Annotated in this window: 18 protein-coding genes and 1 riboswitch; of the genes, 13 read left to right on the top strand and 5 right to left on the bottom strand. The window is 49.2% G+C overall.

What is annotated here, in order from left to right:
• Positions 1–70: 70 nt before the first annotated feature.
• From MKX98_RS28765 to MKX98_RS28735, 7 genes are all read left to right on the top strand, one after another.
• Entirely contained in the window at positions 71–1,045 is a 975-nt protein-coding gene (locus MKX98_RS28765) for a heme A synthase (protein WP_339219828.1), read from the top strand.
• A 99-nt stretch (positions 1,046–1,144) separates the two neighbouring features.
• On the top strand, positions 1,145–1,339 hold the full coding sequence (locus MKX98_RS28760) for a hypothetical protein (RefSeq protein WP_339224664.1): 195 nt from the start codon (positions 1,145–1,147) through the stop codon (positions 1,337–1,339).
• A 46-nt stretch (positions 1,340–1,385) separates the two neighbouring features.
• Positions 1,386–2,105: a Cthe_2314 family HEPN domain-containing protein gene (locus MKX98_RS28755; RefSeq protein ID WP_071222391.1), complete on the top strand. Its 720-nt coding sequence runs from the start codon at positions 1,386–1,388 to the stop codon at positions 2,103–2,105.
• Positions 2,106–2,226: 121 nt separating this feature from the next.
• Positions 2,227–2,373, top strand: a riboswitch (SAM riboswitch).
• 107 nt (positions 2,374–2,480) lie between these two features.
• Positions 2,481–3,497, top strand: coding sequence for a methionine ABC transporter ATP-binding protein (locus tag MKX98_RS28750; RefSeq protein ID WP_194544543.1), 1,017 nt, complete (start codon positions 2,481–2,483; stop codon positions 3,495–3,497).
• A complete protein-coding gene (locus tag MKX98_RS28745; protein ID WP_194544542.1) occupies positions 3,497–4,165 on the top strand; it encodes a methionine ABC transporter permease in 669 nt (222 codons plus the stop codon). Before MKX98_RS28750 ends, MKX98_RS28745 begins: the two co-directional genes overlap by 1 nt.
• Before the next feature lie 69 nt (positions 4,166–4,234).
• On the top strand, positions 4,235–5,077 hold the full coding sequence (locus tag MKX98_RS28740) for a MetQ/NlpA family ABC transporter substrate-binding protein (RefSeq protein WP_194544541.1): 843 nt from the start codon (positions 4,235–4,237) through the stop codon (positions 5,075–5,077).
• Positions 5,078–5,279: 202 nt separating this feature from the next.
• Positions 5,280–6,053 (top strand): SDR family oxidoreductase, encoded by a 774-nt coding sequence (locus MKX98_RS28735; RefSeq protein ID WP_071222395.1) that lies wholly within the window; start codon positions 5,280–5,282, stop codon positions 6,051–6,053.
• A 197-nt stretch (positions 6,054–6,250) separates the two neighbouring features.
• Here MKX98_RS28735 and MKX98_RS28730 read toward each other — a convergent pair whose 3' ends face one another.
• Positions 6,251–6,496 carry a NifU family protein gene (locus MKX98_RS28730; protein ID WP_006212609.1) on the bottom strand — a complete coding sequence of 82 codons (246 nt, stop codon included), beginning with the start codon at positions 6,494–6,496 and terminating at the stop codon, positions 6,251–6,253.
• A gap of 82 nt (positions 6,497–6,578) precedes the next feature.
• Here MKX98_RS28730 and MKX98_RS28725 point away from each other — a divergent pair, with 82 nt between their 5' ends.
• Positions 6,579–6,827, top strand: a complete 249-nt coding sequence (locus MKX98_RS28725) for a YuzB family protein (RefSeq protein ID WP_194544540.1) — start codon at positions 6,579–6,581, stop codon at positions 6,825–6,827.
• Positions 6,828–6,884: 57 nt separating this feature from the next.
• Here the strand turns inward: MKX98_RS28725 and MKX98_RS28720 are convergent, their stop codons facing one another.
• Together MKX98_RS28720 and mqnE are read right to left on the bottom strand one after the other, a co-directional pair.
• The gene (locus tag MKX98_RS28720) at positions 6,885–7,943 is read right to left on the bottom strand and encodes an FAD-dependent oxidoreductase (RefSeq protein WP_339219825.1); all 1,059 of its coding nucleotides are present in this window, start codon (positions 7,941–7,943) and stop codon (positions 6,885–6,887) included.
• A 156-nt stretch (positions 7,944–8,099) separates the two neighbouring features.
• Positions 8,100–9,206 (bottom strand): aminofutalosine synthase MqnE, encoded by a 1,107-nt coding sequence (mqnE, locus tag MKX98_RS28715; RefSeq protein ID WP_113060088.1) that lies wholly within the window; start codon positions 9,204–9,206, stop codon positions 8,100–8,102.
• Between the two features lie 392 nt (positions 9,207–9,598).
• Between mqnE and MKX98_RS28710 the strand changes: the two genes are divergently transcribed.
• Positions 9,599–9,958, top strand: a complete 360-nt coding sequence (locus MKX98_RS28710; RefSeq protein WP_071222399.1) for an iron-sulfur cluster assembly accessory protein — start codon at positions 9,599–9,601, stop codon at positions 9,956–9,958.
• Between the two features lie 175 nt (positions 9,959–10,133).
• Here the strand turns inward: MKX98_RS28710 and MKX98_RS28705 are convergent, their stop codons facing one another.
• Positions 10,134–10,343, bottom strand: a complete 210-nt coding sequence (locus MKX98_RS28705; RefSeq protein WP_071222401.1) for a hypothetical protein — start codon at positions 10,341–10,343, stop codon at positions 10,134–10,136.
• A gap of 221 nt (positions 10,344–10,564) precedes the next feature.
• Here MKX98_RS28705 and MKX98_RS28700 point away from each other — a divergent pair, with 221 nt between their 5' ends.
• Positions 10,565–11,227, top strand: coding sequence for a YheC/YheD family protein (locus MKX98_RS28700; RefSeq protein WP_194544537.1), 663 nt, complete (start codon positions 10,565–10,567; stop codon positions 11,225–11,227).
• A gap of 299 nt (positions 11,228–11,526) precedes the next feature.
• Entirely contained in the window at positions 11,527–11,670 is a 144-nt protein-coding gene (gene sda, locus MKX98_RS28695; RefSeq protein WP_006212600.1) for a sporulation histidine kinase inhibitor Sda, read from the top strand.
• 199 nt (positions 11,671–11,869) lie between these two features.
• On the opposite strand, the gene MKX98_RS28690 is transcribed toward sda, so the two are convergent.
• A complete protein-coding gene (locus MKX98_RS28690) occupies positions 11,870–12,871 on the bottom strand; it encodes an NAD(P)/FAD-dependent oxidoreductase (protein ID WP_071222403.1) in 1,002 nt (333 codons plus the stop codon).
• 479 nt (positions 12,872–13,350) lie between these two features.
• On the opposite strand from MKX98_RS28690, the gene MKX98_RS28685 reads away from it, so the two are divergent.
• Entirely contained in the window at positions 13,351–14,544 is a 1,194-nt protein-coding gene (locus MKX98_RS28685) for an NAD(P)/FAD-dependent oxidoreductase (protein ID WP_076324836.1), read from the top strand.
• Complete coding sequence (locus MKX98_RS28680) at positions 14,544–14,807, top strand: hypothetical protein (RefSeq protein WP_071222405.1); 264 nt, start codon at positions 14,544–14,546, stop codon at positions 14,805–14,807. Before MKX98_RS28685 ends, MKX98_RS28680 begins: the two co-directional genes overlap by 1 nt.
• Positions 14,808–14,872: the final 65 nt, after the last annotated feature.

Raw genomic sequence — 14,872 nt, 5'->3', positions numbered from 1 at the left:
TGTGGACTGTGTACGATGCGATCCTGTAAAGGTTTAAATAGTGAATGATTAGGAGCAGCAGGTGAGATAAGTGAATGATAAACAACTAAAATGGCTGAGTTACATAACATGCTTAGTTATGTTCTGCGCGACGTTCGGTGGCATGGTTGTGACAAAGACGGGCTCGGGACTCGGTTGCGGTCAGGAGTGGCCGCTGTGCAACGGTAAATTTGTTCCCGCTTACACGGTATCCTCCATGATTGAGTATTCACACCGGGCCGTTAGCGGAATGGCGGGTTTGGCGGCGCTCGCTTCGCTGATTGCGTTCTGGAAGTACAAGCGGGATCGCCGGGATTTGATGGCTTATGTTATCGGGACCTCGGTATTCGTTATTGTACAGGCGATCATGGGTGCGCTTGCGGTGGTTAAGCCTCAATCGGCTGCGATTATGGCGCTGCATTTTGGCTTCTCGCTGATTGCCTTTGCTAGCTCTGTCATGCTGGCTTTGGGTATGCGGCGGGTAGAACAGGCGAAGGGGCCCATAGACTTGGAGCGTCTGCCTCGGGTAAGCAAGGGCTTCCGTAATTTAGTATGGGGCACAGCCTTGTACAGTTACATCGTGGTTTATATCGGTGCATTCGTTAGCCATACCGATTCCCGGGAAGGGTGCTCCGGCTGGCCGCTGTGTAACGGGGAAGTGATACCGGAGCTGAGCGGAGGGGTAGGCATCGCCTTTATGCACCGCGTGGCGGCGCTTCTGCTGCTGATCGTTGTGGCGGTGATGGGGCATTTTGCATATTGGCGCAACCGCGACAACCGGGAGATCCAGATGCTGGGCATCTCGGCAACCGTACTCTGTCTGCTGCAGGTGTTCAGCGGCGCCCTCATTATGGCAACGATGCATAACGAGGAGGTTTACGTATTCTCCGCACTGGGACATACCTTGCTGATCTCCGCCTTATTCGGCGTACTGTGTTATTTAAGTGTCAGGGTTTGGCAGCTCAGCAGGCCGGTTAAAGCCGAAATGCGGCAGGATCATAGCATGCCAAGCGAAAAGATCGTATAAGAAAAAAAGCAAAAAAAAGATCGAATTTCAAGCAACATCGTTTATGCAAAGTCCCCGAGCCTTGCCTCGAGGGCTTTGTTGTATAGTAAGGGGGAGCCGATGATAACCAAGCCATCCGCAAGACGTGTCCGATATCAAGGAGATGGGGGTTGTCTGCTCATTTCGGGGGCATCCTATAAGAACAATCCCCTGATGGATGAACGAATGAAACCGGGATACCCGGATGAGTTATTCCCGCGTGAGGATATCGTGAAAACGGTTGAAACGCGGTGGAATCCCTATTTTGGCAAATAGCGATCCAAGAACCAAGGTTAATCTGATGACGCGAGGGGGTACCGCCATGCTTCGAATGCTACTTGGGGAACAGCCCCGGCAGAATAACGGCCTGCTTGAGGAAGCCATCGAATCGATGGTCCAAACAACCCGGCTGCTGCAGAAGGAAATGGAGAAAAATCAGGATCCGACGCATGATTTTCGCAAGCTTGAGATTTGGACCCGGGGGTTGATCGTTTCCCTGGATGAGCTGGAACAGAGCTGGAATGCGGCCCGGCATTTCAGCCAATCGATCCAATCGGGTTACATCGATGACATGTCGATTCAGGAGCAAGGGGAATATCAGCGGTATGTGTATTTTTACAAAAACGGCTTCATCCGCGTATTCTCGATCCTTGACAAGCTGGGGACGGTGTTGAACGATTTGTATGATCTTCATACCTCCAAGGTGAAGGCACATTTCTCTTATTTTACGGTCCTGCGGCAGTTTAAATTCCTGAAGGCCCACGGAGAGCTGGCCAAAGAGCTGGAGGAGATCAAGGATCGTTACAAAACACCGCTGAACACCCTCCGGAAACGGCGCAACGCCGAAATCCATTACATGAATTCCGAGATGCAGGATGATTTGTGGCAGCGTCATCAAGGACTGTCGGACAAGATCGAGCTGGAGGATATCGGCCAGCACCTGGACGATCTCAAACAGGGCGTTGATATGGTATGCCGGAGTCTGGCGGCCTCTTATAAATATACGAACAAGCTTTGGGCGAAAAATGGAGTCAGGACTTAGGCACAAAATCGCCATGAAATTCCTTTTGACAAAAACCTGAAAAGAATCTATACTAACTATTGCATTCATTAAATGTTATCAAATCAGATCAAATTAATCGGAAAAATTTCATATCGATGTTTTCTTATCGAGAGAGGCGGAGGGACAGGCCCGATGAAGCCCGGCAACCGACTCCAGCGTGTAATTGCTTAACGCGATGACGCATGGAGTGACATGGTGCTAATTCCTTCAAAGCTACAGGATATCCTTTGGCTTTGACAGATGAGAAAAGGCGTTGACTTTTACGTAAAGAGGGCCCTTTTTGATTCTACAAAAAGAGGCTCTTTTCTTTTGGGTAAATAGATATGAAGCTATGGAAAAAGGAGGATTATCGGATTGATTGAGCTCAAGCAATTGACGAAGCAGTACGGAAAAGCCGGAACTTTAACAACTGCGTTGTCCGAATTGGATTTGTCGATTGAAAAAGGAGAAATTTTCGGAGTGATCGGACACTCCGGTGCAGGTAAAAGTACATTGATCCGTTGTATCAATTTGTTGGAGCGTCCTACCTCGGGCGAGGTGTGGGTGAACGGTAAGAACTTAACGTCGCTTGGCAAGAAGCAGCTTCAGGCGGAACGCCGCAAAATCGGCATGATTTTTCAGCACTTTAACCTGTTGTCATCGGCGACGGTGTACGATAACATTGCGTTTCCGCTGCGTCTGATCAAGACGCCGAACGCCGAACTGGAACGTAAAGTATCCGAGTTGTTGGCCTTGGTCGGGCTCGAGGCGCATCGGGACAAGTACCCGTCTCAGCTATCTGGGGGCCAGAAGCAGCGGGTGGGCATCGCCAGAGCGCTCGCGAGTGATCCGGAAGTACTGCTGTGCGACGAAGCCACTTCGGCTCTTGACCCGCAGACGACGGATTCGATCCTGCGCCTGCTGCTGGACATTAACAAAAAGTTTCATCTGACGATCGTGCTGATTACCCATGAAATGCATGTGATTCAGAGCATATGCGACCGGGTCGCCGTCATTCATCAAGGCGGCATCGTGGAGCAAGGGCCGGTAACGGAAGTGTTCCTGAAGCCGAAGCATGAGGTAACCCAGGAATTTATCCGTCAGGAGATGGACAGCGGCGAAGCGCTCCGGCTGGCCATCCAGGGACAGACAAACGGACCTTCAAGGGCGGTGCAGATTACGTTCCTTGGATCGAAAACGTACGAATCAATTCTGTCCCATACCGTCCATGAGACGGGCGTGAATTTTGCAATTCTGCAGGGTACCATTTCCACGATCAAAGAAACGCCGTACGGCCAACTCATTGTCCGTTTTGAAGGGGAAGAGGGCGCTATTGAAGATACGATTCGGAAGCTCCTTGAGCAAGGATTAGACGTGGAGGTGATTCATTAATGTTCGAACTCGATTTTACCCAGATCGACTGGAAAGAAATATGGACGGCAACCTTGGATACCCTTCGGATGCTGGGGGCATCGGCATTGTTCAGCTTCATTATCGGACTGCCGATTGGCGTGCTGCTCTACATGGCCGCTAGATCCACATCCGGCCTGGTACGCTTCGGATACTCGATCCTGTCGTTCATTGTGAACATCCTGCGTTCGATTCCGTTCATTATCCTGATCGTTGCGATGATTCCGATTACGAAATCGCTTGTGGGTGTTTCTTATGGCGTGCTGGGAACCATTCCACCGCTCGTGATAGGCGCGGCGCCATTCTTCGCCAGACTCGTGGAAACCGCCTTGAATGAGGTGGACAAAGGGGTCATTGAAGCGGCTCATGCCATGGGCTCCTCGACAAGCCAAATCATATGGAGGGTTCTCCTTCCGGAGGCTCGCCCGGGTTTGCTGGCTGGGATGACCATTACGATTGTAACCCTGGTCTCGTATACCGCGATGTCCGGTCAAGTCGGCGGCGGCGGGTTGGGCGATTTGGCCATCAAGTATGGATATTACCGTTATGAGACCGAGATTATGATTCTGGCCGTCGTATTAATGATTGTGCTGGTACAACTGCTGCAAATGGCAGGAGATCGCTTGGTCCGACATTTTACAAGAAAATAACGGAATGGATGAGGCATCAAGGAAGACAATATAAAAAAATAATATATTTTCGGAGGGAGAGTTTTTAAAATGAAAAAATGGACATTGGCATTGATCAGCTTGACATTGGTTACGGTGCTGGCTGCGTGCGGCAGCAAGCCTGCGGATAACGCGGCTGAGCCAGGGGGAACAACAGGAGGCGGCGCTCAAGAGACCGTAACCTTGAAAGTAGGTGCTTCGCCTTCACCACACGCCAAAATTTTGGAGCATATCAAACCGGCGCTTGAAAAGGAAGGCGTGAACCTGGAAATCGTGGAATTTACGGATTATCTGCTGCCTAATACGCAAGTGGATTCCAAGGAAATCGACGCGAATTTCTTCCAACATAAGCCTTACCTGGATAATGAAATCAAAGAGCGCAAACTGGACCTGGAGTCCGTGATCGCCGTGCATGTGGAGCCGCTGGGTGCATACTCCAGAACGATTAAATCGGCCGATGAGCTGAAGGATGGAGCCGTTGTGGCGATCCCAAGTGACCCATCGAATGCGGGCCGTGCATTGACCCTGCTGTCCAAGAATGGCGTCATTAAGCTGCAGGATGAAACCAAGCTTGAAGCTACCGCTAAGGATATCGTGGAAAATCCGAAGAACCTGGAGTTCAAAGAAGTTGAAGCCGCGATGCTGCCGCGTATGCTCGATGAGCTGGATCTGGCTGTCATCAACACGAACTACGCGCTTGAAGCGGGACTGGATCCAACAAAGGATGCTCTCTTTATCGAAGACAAAGAGAACCCTTACGCCAATCTGCTGGTAGCTCGTCCGGACAACAAGGACTCCGACGCCATTCAAAAATTGGCGAAGGCGCTGACTTCCGAGGACGTGAAGACCTTTATTGAAGAAGAGTACAAAGGTGCTGTCATTCCGGCATTCTAATTCGAGCACCAAGGCTCGATGATGCTGAACATAAGTTTCATCGTATTCGAGAAGAGAGGGCATTATCCAAAAGACCGTGGGTCTTTATGGATAATCCCTTTCTTTTTTTGTATAATGGGCCCTTCTGCCGGGTTTGCAAGTTGTTAGGCCATATCAAATCTTTTATACTGAAGGAAGGATATCCATCTGAGGAGGGAAAGCCTTGAAGGGAAAAGTGGCGCTGATTACAGGCAGTGCGACAGGATTAGGGAAAATGACGGCGCTGTCGTTAGCCCGGCAGGGATGTCATTTGGCTATAAATTATGTAAACAGCAAGGATGAAGCGGAAGCGCTCTCCCGCGAAATCGAGGGGTTTGGCGTGAAGTCCATTGCGATTAAAGCCGATATCGCCAGCGAGCGTGAGCTGTATTCATTGGTGGATCAGACGGAGGAGCAGCTGGGAAGCATCGATATCCTGGTGAACAACGCAGGGCCGTTCATTCGGGAACGTCGTCTATTCTCGGAGTACAGCCGCGACGAAATCGTACATATGGTGAATGGCAATTTAACCGGCGTCATGCTGCTGGACCACCGTGTTCTGCCTGCCATGCGGGAGAAAAAGTGGGGACGCATCATCCACTTTGGGTTCGGGCATGCCGGGGAAGCCCGCGCGTGGCCTCAGCGTTCAGCCTACGCTGCCGCTAAAGTGGGCCTGGTATCCTTTACGAAGACCCTTGCGGTGGAAGAAGCCCCGTATGGAATCACCGTGAACATGATCTGTCCGGGGGATATTCGCGGAGCCAACAAGGAGAAGACTATCGATGAGGTATCGGGCATCCAAGACGGGCTGACCCCGCGCGGACGATCGGGAAGCGGGGAGGACGTCGCCAGGGTGATCGAATATTTATGCCTGGATAAGTCGGATTTCATTACCGGCAATATCATGGATATATCCGGCGGGCTGGATCCGATCCGTCCGTTGATTAAACCGGAATAACCTAAAATGACGCCACAAAGTGGAGTCCATGCTGCTATGCTAATTCCAAATTCTTTTTACTTTGCGGGGCTCCCTAAACATATCATTGCAGTTAAAGAATTGCTTATGCTCCGCTGAAAACTTATATATTCTTTAATTTCAAAAAAAGAGTCTTGGTTCCACGAGGGAAACCAAGACTCTTTATAGTTAAAGAAGATTTAGAATACTTGAACTACTTCTTGAATGCCTTCTACTTCTTCAACCAGGGCGCGTTCGATCCCTGCTTTCAGAGTAATGGTGGAGCTAGGGCAGCTACCGCATGCACCCATCAATTTCAGCTTAACGATGCCGTCTTCAACGTCAACCAGTTCCACGTCACCGCCGTCGCGCTGAAGGAACGGACGAAGTTTATCAAGCACTTCAGCCACTTCATCATATACAGTGGTTTGCGTGTTTTCACTCATCTTGTTCAACTCCTTTCCTCCCTATATTATAGTACATAAACCGGCAAAATAAAATGCCAATCTTAAGGCAGGTCTAATAACAATGTCCATTATCATTGAGTTTTGCACAAGCAATTCCTATTTCGGAACGGATAAAGTTCTGCAGACGCTTGAAGCCAAGTACGATTGTCAAGTCATCGAATACGGCTGCCTGACCAGCTGCGGCCAGTGCTACCTGATGCCCTTCGCTTATGTGGATGGCGAATGGGTCGAGGCCCCCACGGCTGAAGAGCTGCTTGACGTTGTCATAGCCAGACTGGAAAGCTTTCAGGACAGCGAAGAGGAAAACTGACGCCGGATACCTGGCATTTCCGTAAGGAAGAACATAGCGACTGCAGTCTGTTCGTTGCTAGTAATGACGCTTGGATTTCCAGAGAACGCCGCTCTTCAATATTCTTGGTACCCGTCCCAGCACCGACGTGCTGCCCATGAGACCAAAGCCCGCATGTTTGCCGAGGGAGCCGAGGGTTCCCTTGAGCTTCAGCGGAGATACCTTTGGCGTATCATCACGCCATAAGGCTTTCATGACATGTCCCACTTGCTCGGCTTGAGCCCCGGCTGCCTGCGCGCTTGGGACGAACGGAAGGCTGGCGCAGTCACCGATCACGTACACTTCCGGATGGGACGGAACCTGATACCACTCGTTCAGCAGAATGCGTCCGCTGCGGTCTTTTGGCAGATCGAGATCCTGTACGACCTTTACGGGCTGAATGCCTGCCGTCCATACGGCCAGGTCGGTTGCGATAGGCACATCCAGATTGTACACGGCATCCTTCTCAACTCGGGATACGGAAACCCCGCTGTGGATATCCACATGGTGTTCCTCAAACCAGCGATGAATATAAGCAGACAAACGGTTAGGAAAAGAAGAAAGTACCCGTTGTCCCCGGTCCAAAATGGCGATATTAAGGTCAGGCCGGCTTTCACGAAGATCGGCAGCGAGTTCGATGCCGCTTAAGCCTCCGCCAATGATATGAACATGACCATAAGGTCTGAGGTTGTTCAGGTGCAAATAGGTTTCCCGGGATGCAGAAAAAGATTGCAGGCTAAACGTGAATTCTTCTGCGCCCGGTACGCCATGATAACGGTCCGTACATCCCAGAGCAATGGCGAGTTGGTCGTATTCCACGGGATCGTTGTTCGTCAGGTTAACAAGCCTCTTCTCTAGATCGATGGATGTGACTTCACCATATACAATTTGGAGGCGGTCATACACCGGGAATTTAACACGAACGGCGGTATCGGCCACGGTGCCTGCTGCCAGCGCGTAGTATTCGGTTTTGAGTCCTTGGTATGGCATGCGGTCGATGAGCACGACCTCCACGTCCGGAGGAAGATAGCTGCTGAATAATTCTTGAATTAGGGCAAGACCACCATAGCCTCCGCCGAGAATGACGAGCTTTTTCATAAATTTCTTCCTTTCTCAAGAGATAAGAAGGTGAGCGCCGATTCGCAAGAAAAACGCCGCTGGAAGCGGCTTAGGTTACCCACGCTATATTATCTCTTTAACCTGTTTTCCGTTTTTTGGAACGTCTCTCGTTTGCTTAAATCCTGCTGGTAAGACTTATTCGTAAACCTTGATCTCGTTGTAGAAGGTATCGCGTTCAACCGGAATCCGGCCAGCGCCTTGGATGAGCCAGACGAGCTCTTTGCGTGTCAGCCCTTCCGGGGTCAAGGCTCCTGCAGCATGGCTGATGCGTTCTTTCAGGATCGTACCATGGACATCGGAAGCGCCGAAGCTGAGAGCAACTTGAGTCAATTGCGGTCCGATATTAATGAAGTACGCTTTGATGTGGTCGATATTATCGAGCATCAGACGGCTGATGGCAATGGTCTTCAAATCCTCGTAGGCCGAATTGCGGCGCATGATGCCTGCATTCTTATTCTTCGGCTGCATGGACAGCGGAATGAATACCATGAATCCACCGGTTTCATCTTGAAGATCCCGAATTTGCAGCATATGGCGGATCCGGTCCTCATGGCTCTCGATCGATCCGTAGAGCATGGTCGTATGCGTCTTCATGCCAAGCTTATGTGCGGTACGGTGAACGTCGAGGTATTGATCTACGTTGGCTTTATCCACCTTCATCTTCTGACGGTATTGGTCAGACAGAATTTCGGCGCCGCCGCCCGTTAAAGACTGAAGACCAGCTTTCTGCAGTTCTTGAAGTACTTCCTTCGTGCTGAGTCCGCTAATGCGAGTGAAGAATTCAATCTCCGCCGCGGTATAGGCTTTCAGGGTTACTTCCGGGAAACGCTCGCTCAATGCCTTCAGGGAGTCTACATAGTACTGGAACGGCACATGGTTATTATGTCCGCCAACGATGTGAAATTCACGAATCCCGGGATGAATATGCTGCTCGACATACTCGATCATCTCAGCGCCGGAGAGGGTGTAGGAGCCTTCCTCGCCTTGATCTTTCCGGAAATTGCAAAAAGCGCAGTGGGATTCGCATACATTCGTGAAATAGAGACTCATATTCTCAATGAAGTAAACTTTTTTCCCGTTCTTGCGCAAATTTGCTTCATTAGCCAGCTGCCCGAGGGTCAGCAGGTCATCGGTTTGGTACAAATACACACCGTCTTCAAGATTCAGGCGTTCGCCGTTTTGGACTTTCGCAACGATCTCCGCCATTCTCTGATCGGTAAATGGTGTCACAATTGTGGACATGTTCAATCCTCCTGTTCACACTTGACCTGCATAGAAGATCCAGCAGAAAAAGCGATCATAAAGTGAATCACTCCCCTAAGGGAACGGTCCGTTTATAGTGGTATAACAACAAACATCAATAATGGGCTGAATAAATAAGTAAGTTTGTGAAAAAATATACAACTGTGGACCAGCCATAACCTTTGCCGCTTTTTAGCCGGGGGATGTGACAAATATCCAACAGTTGCCGCCCATGTTCCTTCCCTATTATAAACCTGACCCCTCGGGGTAGCAACACAAATAGAGGAAATGAAAATAGGTTATTCATTACATATCAAACGCCATCATAACAACCTTGAGCGAATTCGCGAAGAGGAGTATACTGAAAGAGTGAACGAAAAGGAGGGTGACCTATGATTACAATCAGCGACTCAGCTGCAGAACGTTTGAAAGAAATGCTTGCTGAACAGGAAACGCCCAATATGTTCCTTCGACTGGGTGTCACTGCCGGCGGCTGCAGTGGTTTTTCATATGCAATGGGCTTTGACGATCAAGAAACGGAAGCTGACGTATACATGGACCTGCAGGATATGAAAGTCGTTGTCGAGAAGGACGATCTGAAGTACCTGAACGGTCTGGAAATCGACTTCGAGGAATCCGGCATGACCGGCGGCTTCACCATCCACAACCCGAACGCCACCGTCACTTGCGGCTGCGGTTCGTCATTCCGTACGGCAACGGATGCGGGCAAACCGAACGAGGAGCCTTGCTAATAAGGACTCTCTAGAGGGCTAAAGCCTAAGTCCCAACAGTTAAAGACCTCTCCCGACAATCTTGTCGGAGAGGTCTTTATTGCGTTATCGGGAACATCCGCGTAGCCATATGAACCCCAAAAAAGCAGCCAACTCCGCGATAAGGAGAGGCTGCTTTTTTGGGGGTTCTTCCTATTCAGACCGGGAAGAAGAAGGTATCGTTCAGCATCAGCACGATCATGCCGGCAGCCACAAGCGAAAATACGATGCAGCCCGCTCCGAGCCCTCTGCGCTTATCCTTGATGAACTTGAAGCCCATGACAAAGATAAGAACGGTGATGGCTGCTAGGGCAACCGACATGCCGACAATGGCAATCCAGTACAATATTTCAAATAACGCTGCCAAGGTGACAAAGCCTCCTTTATAGGTATCCAAGGTGATGGATTTAATACGGACAAAGTTCTGTTCTTACTATACGATAGATCACAGCATTTGCAAAGGGAGGCTCCCGTGGGGCAGCAAGAACCTCGATTATTAGGCATACCATCACGGACAATCATCCAAGACAAAGCGCGGATAGGGGAATAGGATAACGTATGTCATGAATAAAAGGAGGCGAAAGCAGCATGGCGGGAAGACAACTGGCCAGCAAGTGGTTGAAGACGGAAGCGCTGCTGACCGATCCGCAGGTTGCTCCCTACATTCCGGCTACCCAGTCGTATGGAGGGGATACCCTGGTCTCAATGCTGGCCGAACACGAAATGGTCGTGATTAAGCCGATTATAGGAACCGGTGGTAACGGAGTCATCCGAATACAGAAAGACGGAACGGGATACTTGGTAACCCATAAGAGGCGTACTGTTCATGTAGATACATTGAATTCCCTGTTATACGTACTGAGCAGGATGAGGCTGAGACGGCGCTACATGATACAGCAGGGCATTCATTTGGCTAGAATTCAGGGACGTCCGCTGGATTACCGTGTAAAGGTAGTCAAGGATCGAGGGAGATGGGAATTCCGGGCCATGCTTGGGCGGCTCGCGAGCCCAGGGCTTTTTGTGACGAATATATGTAAAGGGGGGACGCTGCTTCGTTGTGGTCCTGCACTCCGGCTGTCACTGCCCCACATTAATGCGAGGGAAAAGCGCAATGAAATGCGCCAATTAACCAGACAGTGCATAACGATACTGGAATCCCGCTTTCCAGGAATCGGGGAGCTGGGGTTTGATTACGGACTAGACAACGAGGGTAAGATTTGGATTTTGGAGGTTAATACAAGACCAAGCTGAATTTTTTGTTTAATATTCCCAAATGGAGACGTTTATATGATTTTTTAATAGGGTAATAAAAAAATAACCACAATCTACCGATATTATAATTGATCAATTTTTTTTATAGTAGAATTTCCCTATATCCTGTGTATAACATTTATCCCCATAATCCACTTTGATATGACCCTGTTTTTTACACTTACCAACAAATTATACACAGGATTTCCACAAGAGGTTGTGGATAAGCGAACAGTTGTTCCGTTTTAGCATGTCTGATATGATAGATTCAGGAAATTTGAGGAAGGGGTGTGAGAGGGATGGCTATGTTGACGGATGAGATGCTTCTCGATTCCTATCATATGGCTGTTGAGTTGAAGTTGGAACGAGAGTTCATCACTCTACTGCTAGCCGAAATTCATAAACGGAACTTGGACACCGATTCCGGCAGCATCCTGCATTAATCAGATTTTTCGTATATAGAATAGATAACTTACGACATGATACGTATATAATGTGGGAGCTTTCAACCAAGTTCTACATATGGTTTGAAGAATAGAAAAGGTATCTTCGGTTCCGGGGCGGGTGTAACCCCTTTCGGAACGAAGATACCTTTTTTTCTATGAATATGGATGTAGATGAAGTTAAAAATTCTAGCTGCCCTTACAATTTCATGTTACTGCTGTGGCCGGGTGCCAATCTGGCCTCAGGATCGAAGTAAACCTTGGCATTGTTCACGGCGGTAGGTGCTTCACCAAATCCAACAGCGATCAGTTTGACCTTGCCCGGATAGGTGGTAATATCGCCGGCTGCAAAAATGCCCGGGATACTTGTTTCCATACGGGAATCCACCACAATGGAGTTGCTTTCAATGGCGATGCCCCACTCGGAGATCGGACCGAGAGAGGACACAAATCCGAAATTGACAATGACATCGTCCACTTCAATCTCTTGCGTCTCTTTGGTCTTAATATGTGAAAGCGTAACCTTCGTAATCGTATCTTCACCATGCAATTCGGTGATCTCGGTTGGTGTAATGATGTTCACCTTCGATGCCATGAGCTGCTCCACACTATGCTCATGGGCACGGAATTTGTCACGGCGGTGAACCAGTGTAACCTGCTCGGCGATGGGCTCGATCATGAGCGCCCAGTCTACCGCGGAGTCGCCGCCGCCGCTGATGAGAACCTTCTTGCCTTTGAAGCGGCTGAGGTCGTTGACGAAATAATGAAGGTTGGTCTTTTCGTATGCTTCTGCCCCTTCAATCTCCAGTCGACGGGGTTGGAACGCTCCTACACCGGCTGTAATGATAACAGCTTTGGCGTGGTGTTCACCCAAATTCGTTTTTACGACAAAATGACGTTCTTCGAGTTTTTCCACAGCTTGTACTTTCTCTTCAAGACGAATGTCCGTTTTAAAGAGCTCCATTTGGGCGGACAGATTGTTCACAAGCTCTTGAGCGGTTACTTTCGGGAAGCCTGCTACGTCATAAATATATTTCTCAGGATACAGCGCAGCCAATTGGCCTCCAAGCTGAGGCATGCTCTCGATAAGTTTAACCGAAGCTTGGCGCATTCCGCCGTAAAAAGCAGCAAACATACCTGCAGGTCCGCCACCGATAATCAAAAGATCCGTCATATTGCTGTCTTGTGGCATCGTTGTCATGCGGTAAGCACCTCCATAAAATGAGTTTATATTCGAATCAGACAGACGTTCTTGTCCGGATAAAGCTGATTCACGAATTCCTTACCTATTATAATCGTCCCGAAGCGGCATGAAAAGACGAGAAATGAGTTAAAATACCTAACATTGGAATGGATACGCTTACTTAGTAAGTAAGGGGATAAATGGCGGAATGATTTGCACATTATATGGCAAAAAATTTCTTGATATTTGCATAGTTTATGCATATGATTAACGTGATAACTTGCGTTCATTACAGGGTAGTCCTATATATTGTCAACTGTAGCCGAAGTAAGGAAACCTTAATGTTACAGCTGTTTTTGAACCTTAATGAACCATCAGGTCAAATGTTGAAACGGGCTCTGATTAGGGCTCTTCTCTTTTTTTGGATGCAATTTCACAGAATGTTAACATGTGCACCATACTGTATATATAAAGAGTAAGCTGGAAGGAGCAATAGAATGAGCAGCATACCGAAGATCGTAATCCTTGGCGCGGGTTACGGAGGCATATTGACAGCGCAGCGGCTGCAAAAAGAGCTGAATTATAATGAGGCCGATGTTACATTGGTGAATCGCCATGATTATCATTATATTACAACGCATTTGCATATGCCGGCAGCAGGAACAGACAGCATTGAGAATACCCGGGTATCCATTTCCAAGTTGATCGACGAATTCAAAATCGACCTGGTCAAATCCTCGGTTCAGGAAATCCGCCTTCACGATAAGAAGGTTATTCTTGAAGATGGAACATTATCCTATGACTATCTTGTCATTGGACTCGGCGGAGAGCCGGAAACCTTCGGGATTCCAGGACTCGCAGAGCATGCGATGACGATCCGAAGCATTAACTCGGTACGATTGATACGTGAGCATATTGAGTATCAGTTTGCTTTATATAAAAATGAGCGCAGACCGCAAGAGCGCATTAACTTTGTGGTTGGCGGAGCCGGATTCAGCGGCATCGAGTTTGTAGCCGAGCTGGCGGACCGCATTCCGAGACTGTGCAAGGAATATGACGTCGATCCGACGCTGGTGAACATTTATAATGTCGAAGCCGCGCCTGCCGCGTTACCGGGGTTTGCACCGGAACTGGTGGAGTACGCCATGAACGTTCTAGAGAAGAAAGGCGTTACCTTCAAGATGGGCATTGCGATTAAGGAATGCCTGCCAGGCGGAGTCGTTCTGAACAATGGCGAAGAGATCCGGGCGGCAACGGTGGTATGGACCGGCGGCATTCGCGGGAACCGTCTGGTGGAAGCAGCCGGTTTCGAAACGATGCGAGGCCGCGTCAAGGTTGATGAATATTTGCGTGCTCCCGGATACGAGAACATTTATATTATCGGCGATAACTCCCTGATTTTTAATGAGGAAGGCAGACCTTATCCGCCAACCGCCCAAATGGCGATGCAGCAAGGCGTGTGCTGTGCCCAAAATATCGTTGCGGCAATTCGGGACAAGTCGATGCGCAAATTCGAGTTCCATAACAAAGGCACGGTAGCTTCTCTTGGACGGGGCGAAGGCATTGCGGTTGTCGGGGATAAGAAATATCAGGGATGGAAAGCGGCCCAGCTGAAAAAGTTGGTGGATCTGCGCTACCTCTTCATTATTGGAGGGATTCCGCTCGTCCTGAAAAAAGGCAGGTTTCTATAATGAGACACTGCAGCGTTCAAGTACGGGGGCTGCTCACCAGAGATGAGCTTGATCGTTATAACGCCCTGATGGAGGTCGGCTCCTATCTGGAGTCGCAGGAGCGGTACGATCTGGCTTACACCATTCAGCAGGAGGTCGACATTCTCATACTTCCTGCTATTGAGCGGCTCAAGGATAAGGGACGTGCCCGGGATCGGGCGACGGCTGAATATCTTGAAACCTTGCGCAAGCAAGAGCAAGATGAGGACGACGGTGAGGAATAGAAGAAGGGATGCTCTCGTGTTGAGAGCATCCCTTTTTTGACATTATAAGTTTTTTGGGGTCCCCG

The sequence above is a fragment of the Paenibacillus sp. FSL W7-1332 genome, assembly GCF_037969785.1.
Taxonomy (GTDB): domain Bacteria; phylum Bacillota; class Bacilli; order Paenibacillales; family Paenibacillaceae; genus Paenibacillus_AQ.
Note: the sequence above shows the minus strand (reverse complement) of the source record. Positions and strands in the feature narration are given on the sequence as shown.

What these genes read in the sequence shown, in the direction of transcription:
- MKX98_RS28710 (WP_071222399.1), top strand. Translation starts at nt 9,599, where the DNA reads ATGATTACAATCAGCGACTCAGCTGCAGAACGTTTGAAAGAAATGCTT.
- MKX98_RS28700 (WP_194544537.1), top strand. Translation starts at nt 10,565, where the DNA reads ATGGCGGGAAGACAACTGGCCAGCAAGTGGTTGAAGACGGAAGCGCTG.
- MKX98_RS28690 (WP_071222403.1), bottom strand. Translation starts at nt 12,871, where the DNA reads ATGACAACGATGCCACAAGACAGCAATATGACGGATCTTTTGATTATC.
- mqnE (WP_113060088.1), bottom strand. Translation starts at nt 9,206, where the DNA reads ATGTCCACAATTGTGACACCATTTACCGATCAGAGAATGGCGGAGATC.
- MKX98_RS28685 (WP_076324836.1), top strand. Translation starts at nt 13,351, where the DNA reads ATGAGCAGCATACCGAAGATCGTAATCCTTGGCGCGGGTTACGGAGGC.
- MKX98_RS28725 (WP_194544540.1), top strand. Translation starts at nt 6,579, where the DNA reads ATGTCCATTATCATTGAGTTTTGCACAAGCAATTCCTATTTCGGAACG.
- MKX98_RS28760 (WP_339224664.1), top strand. Translation starts at nt 1,145, where the DNA reads ATGATAACCAAGCCATCCGCAAGACGTGTCCGATATCAAGGAGATGGG.
- sda (WP_006212600.1), top strand. Translation starts at nt 11,527, where the DNA reads ATGGCTATGTTGACGGATGAGATGCTTCTCGATTCCTATCATATGGCT.
- MKX98_RS28740 (WP_194544541.1), top strand. Translation starts at nt 4,235, where the DNA reads ATGAAAAAATGGACATTGGCATTGATCAGCTTGACATTGGTTACGGTG.
- MKX98_RS28755 (WP_071222391.1), top strand. Translation starts at nt 1,386, where the DNA reads ATGCTTCGAATGCTACTTGGGGAACAGCCCCGGCAGAATAACGGCCTG.
- MKX98_RS28745 (WP_194544542.1), top strand. Translation starts at nt 3,497, where the DNA reads ATGTTCGAACTCGATTTTACCCAGATCGACTGGAAAGAAATATGGACG.
- MKX98_RS28720 (WP_339219825.1), bottom strand. Translation starts at nt 7,943, where the DNA reads ATGAAAAAGCTCGTCATTCTCGGCGGAGGCTATGGTGGTCTTGCCCTA.
- MKX98_RS28680 (WP_071222405.1), top strand. Translation starts at nt 14,544, where the DNA reads ATGAGACACTGCAGCGTTCAAGTACGGGGGCTGCTCACCAGAGATGAG.
- MKX98_RS28730 (WP_006212609.1), bottom strand. Translation starts at nt 6,496, where the DNA reads ATGAGTGAAAACACGCAAACCACTGTATATGATGAAGTGGCTGAAGTG.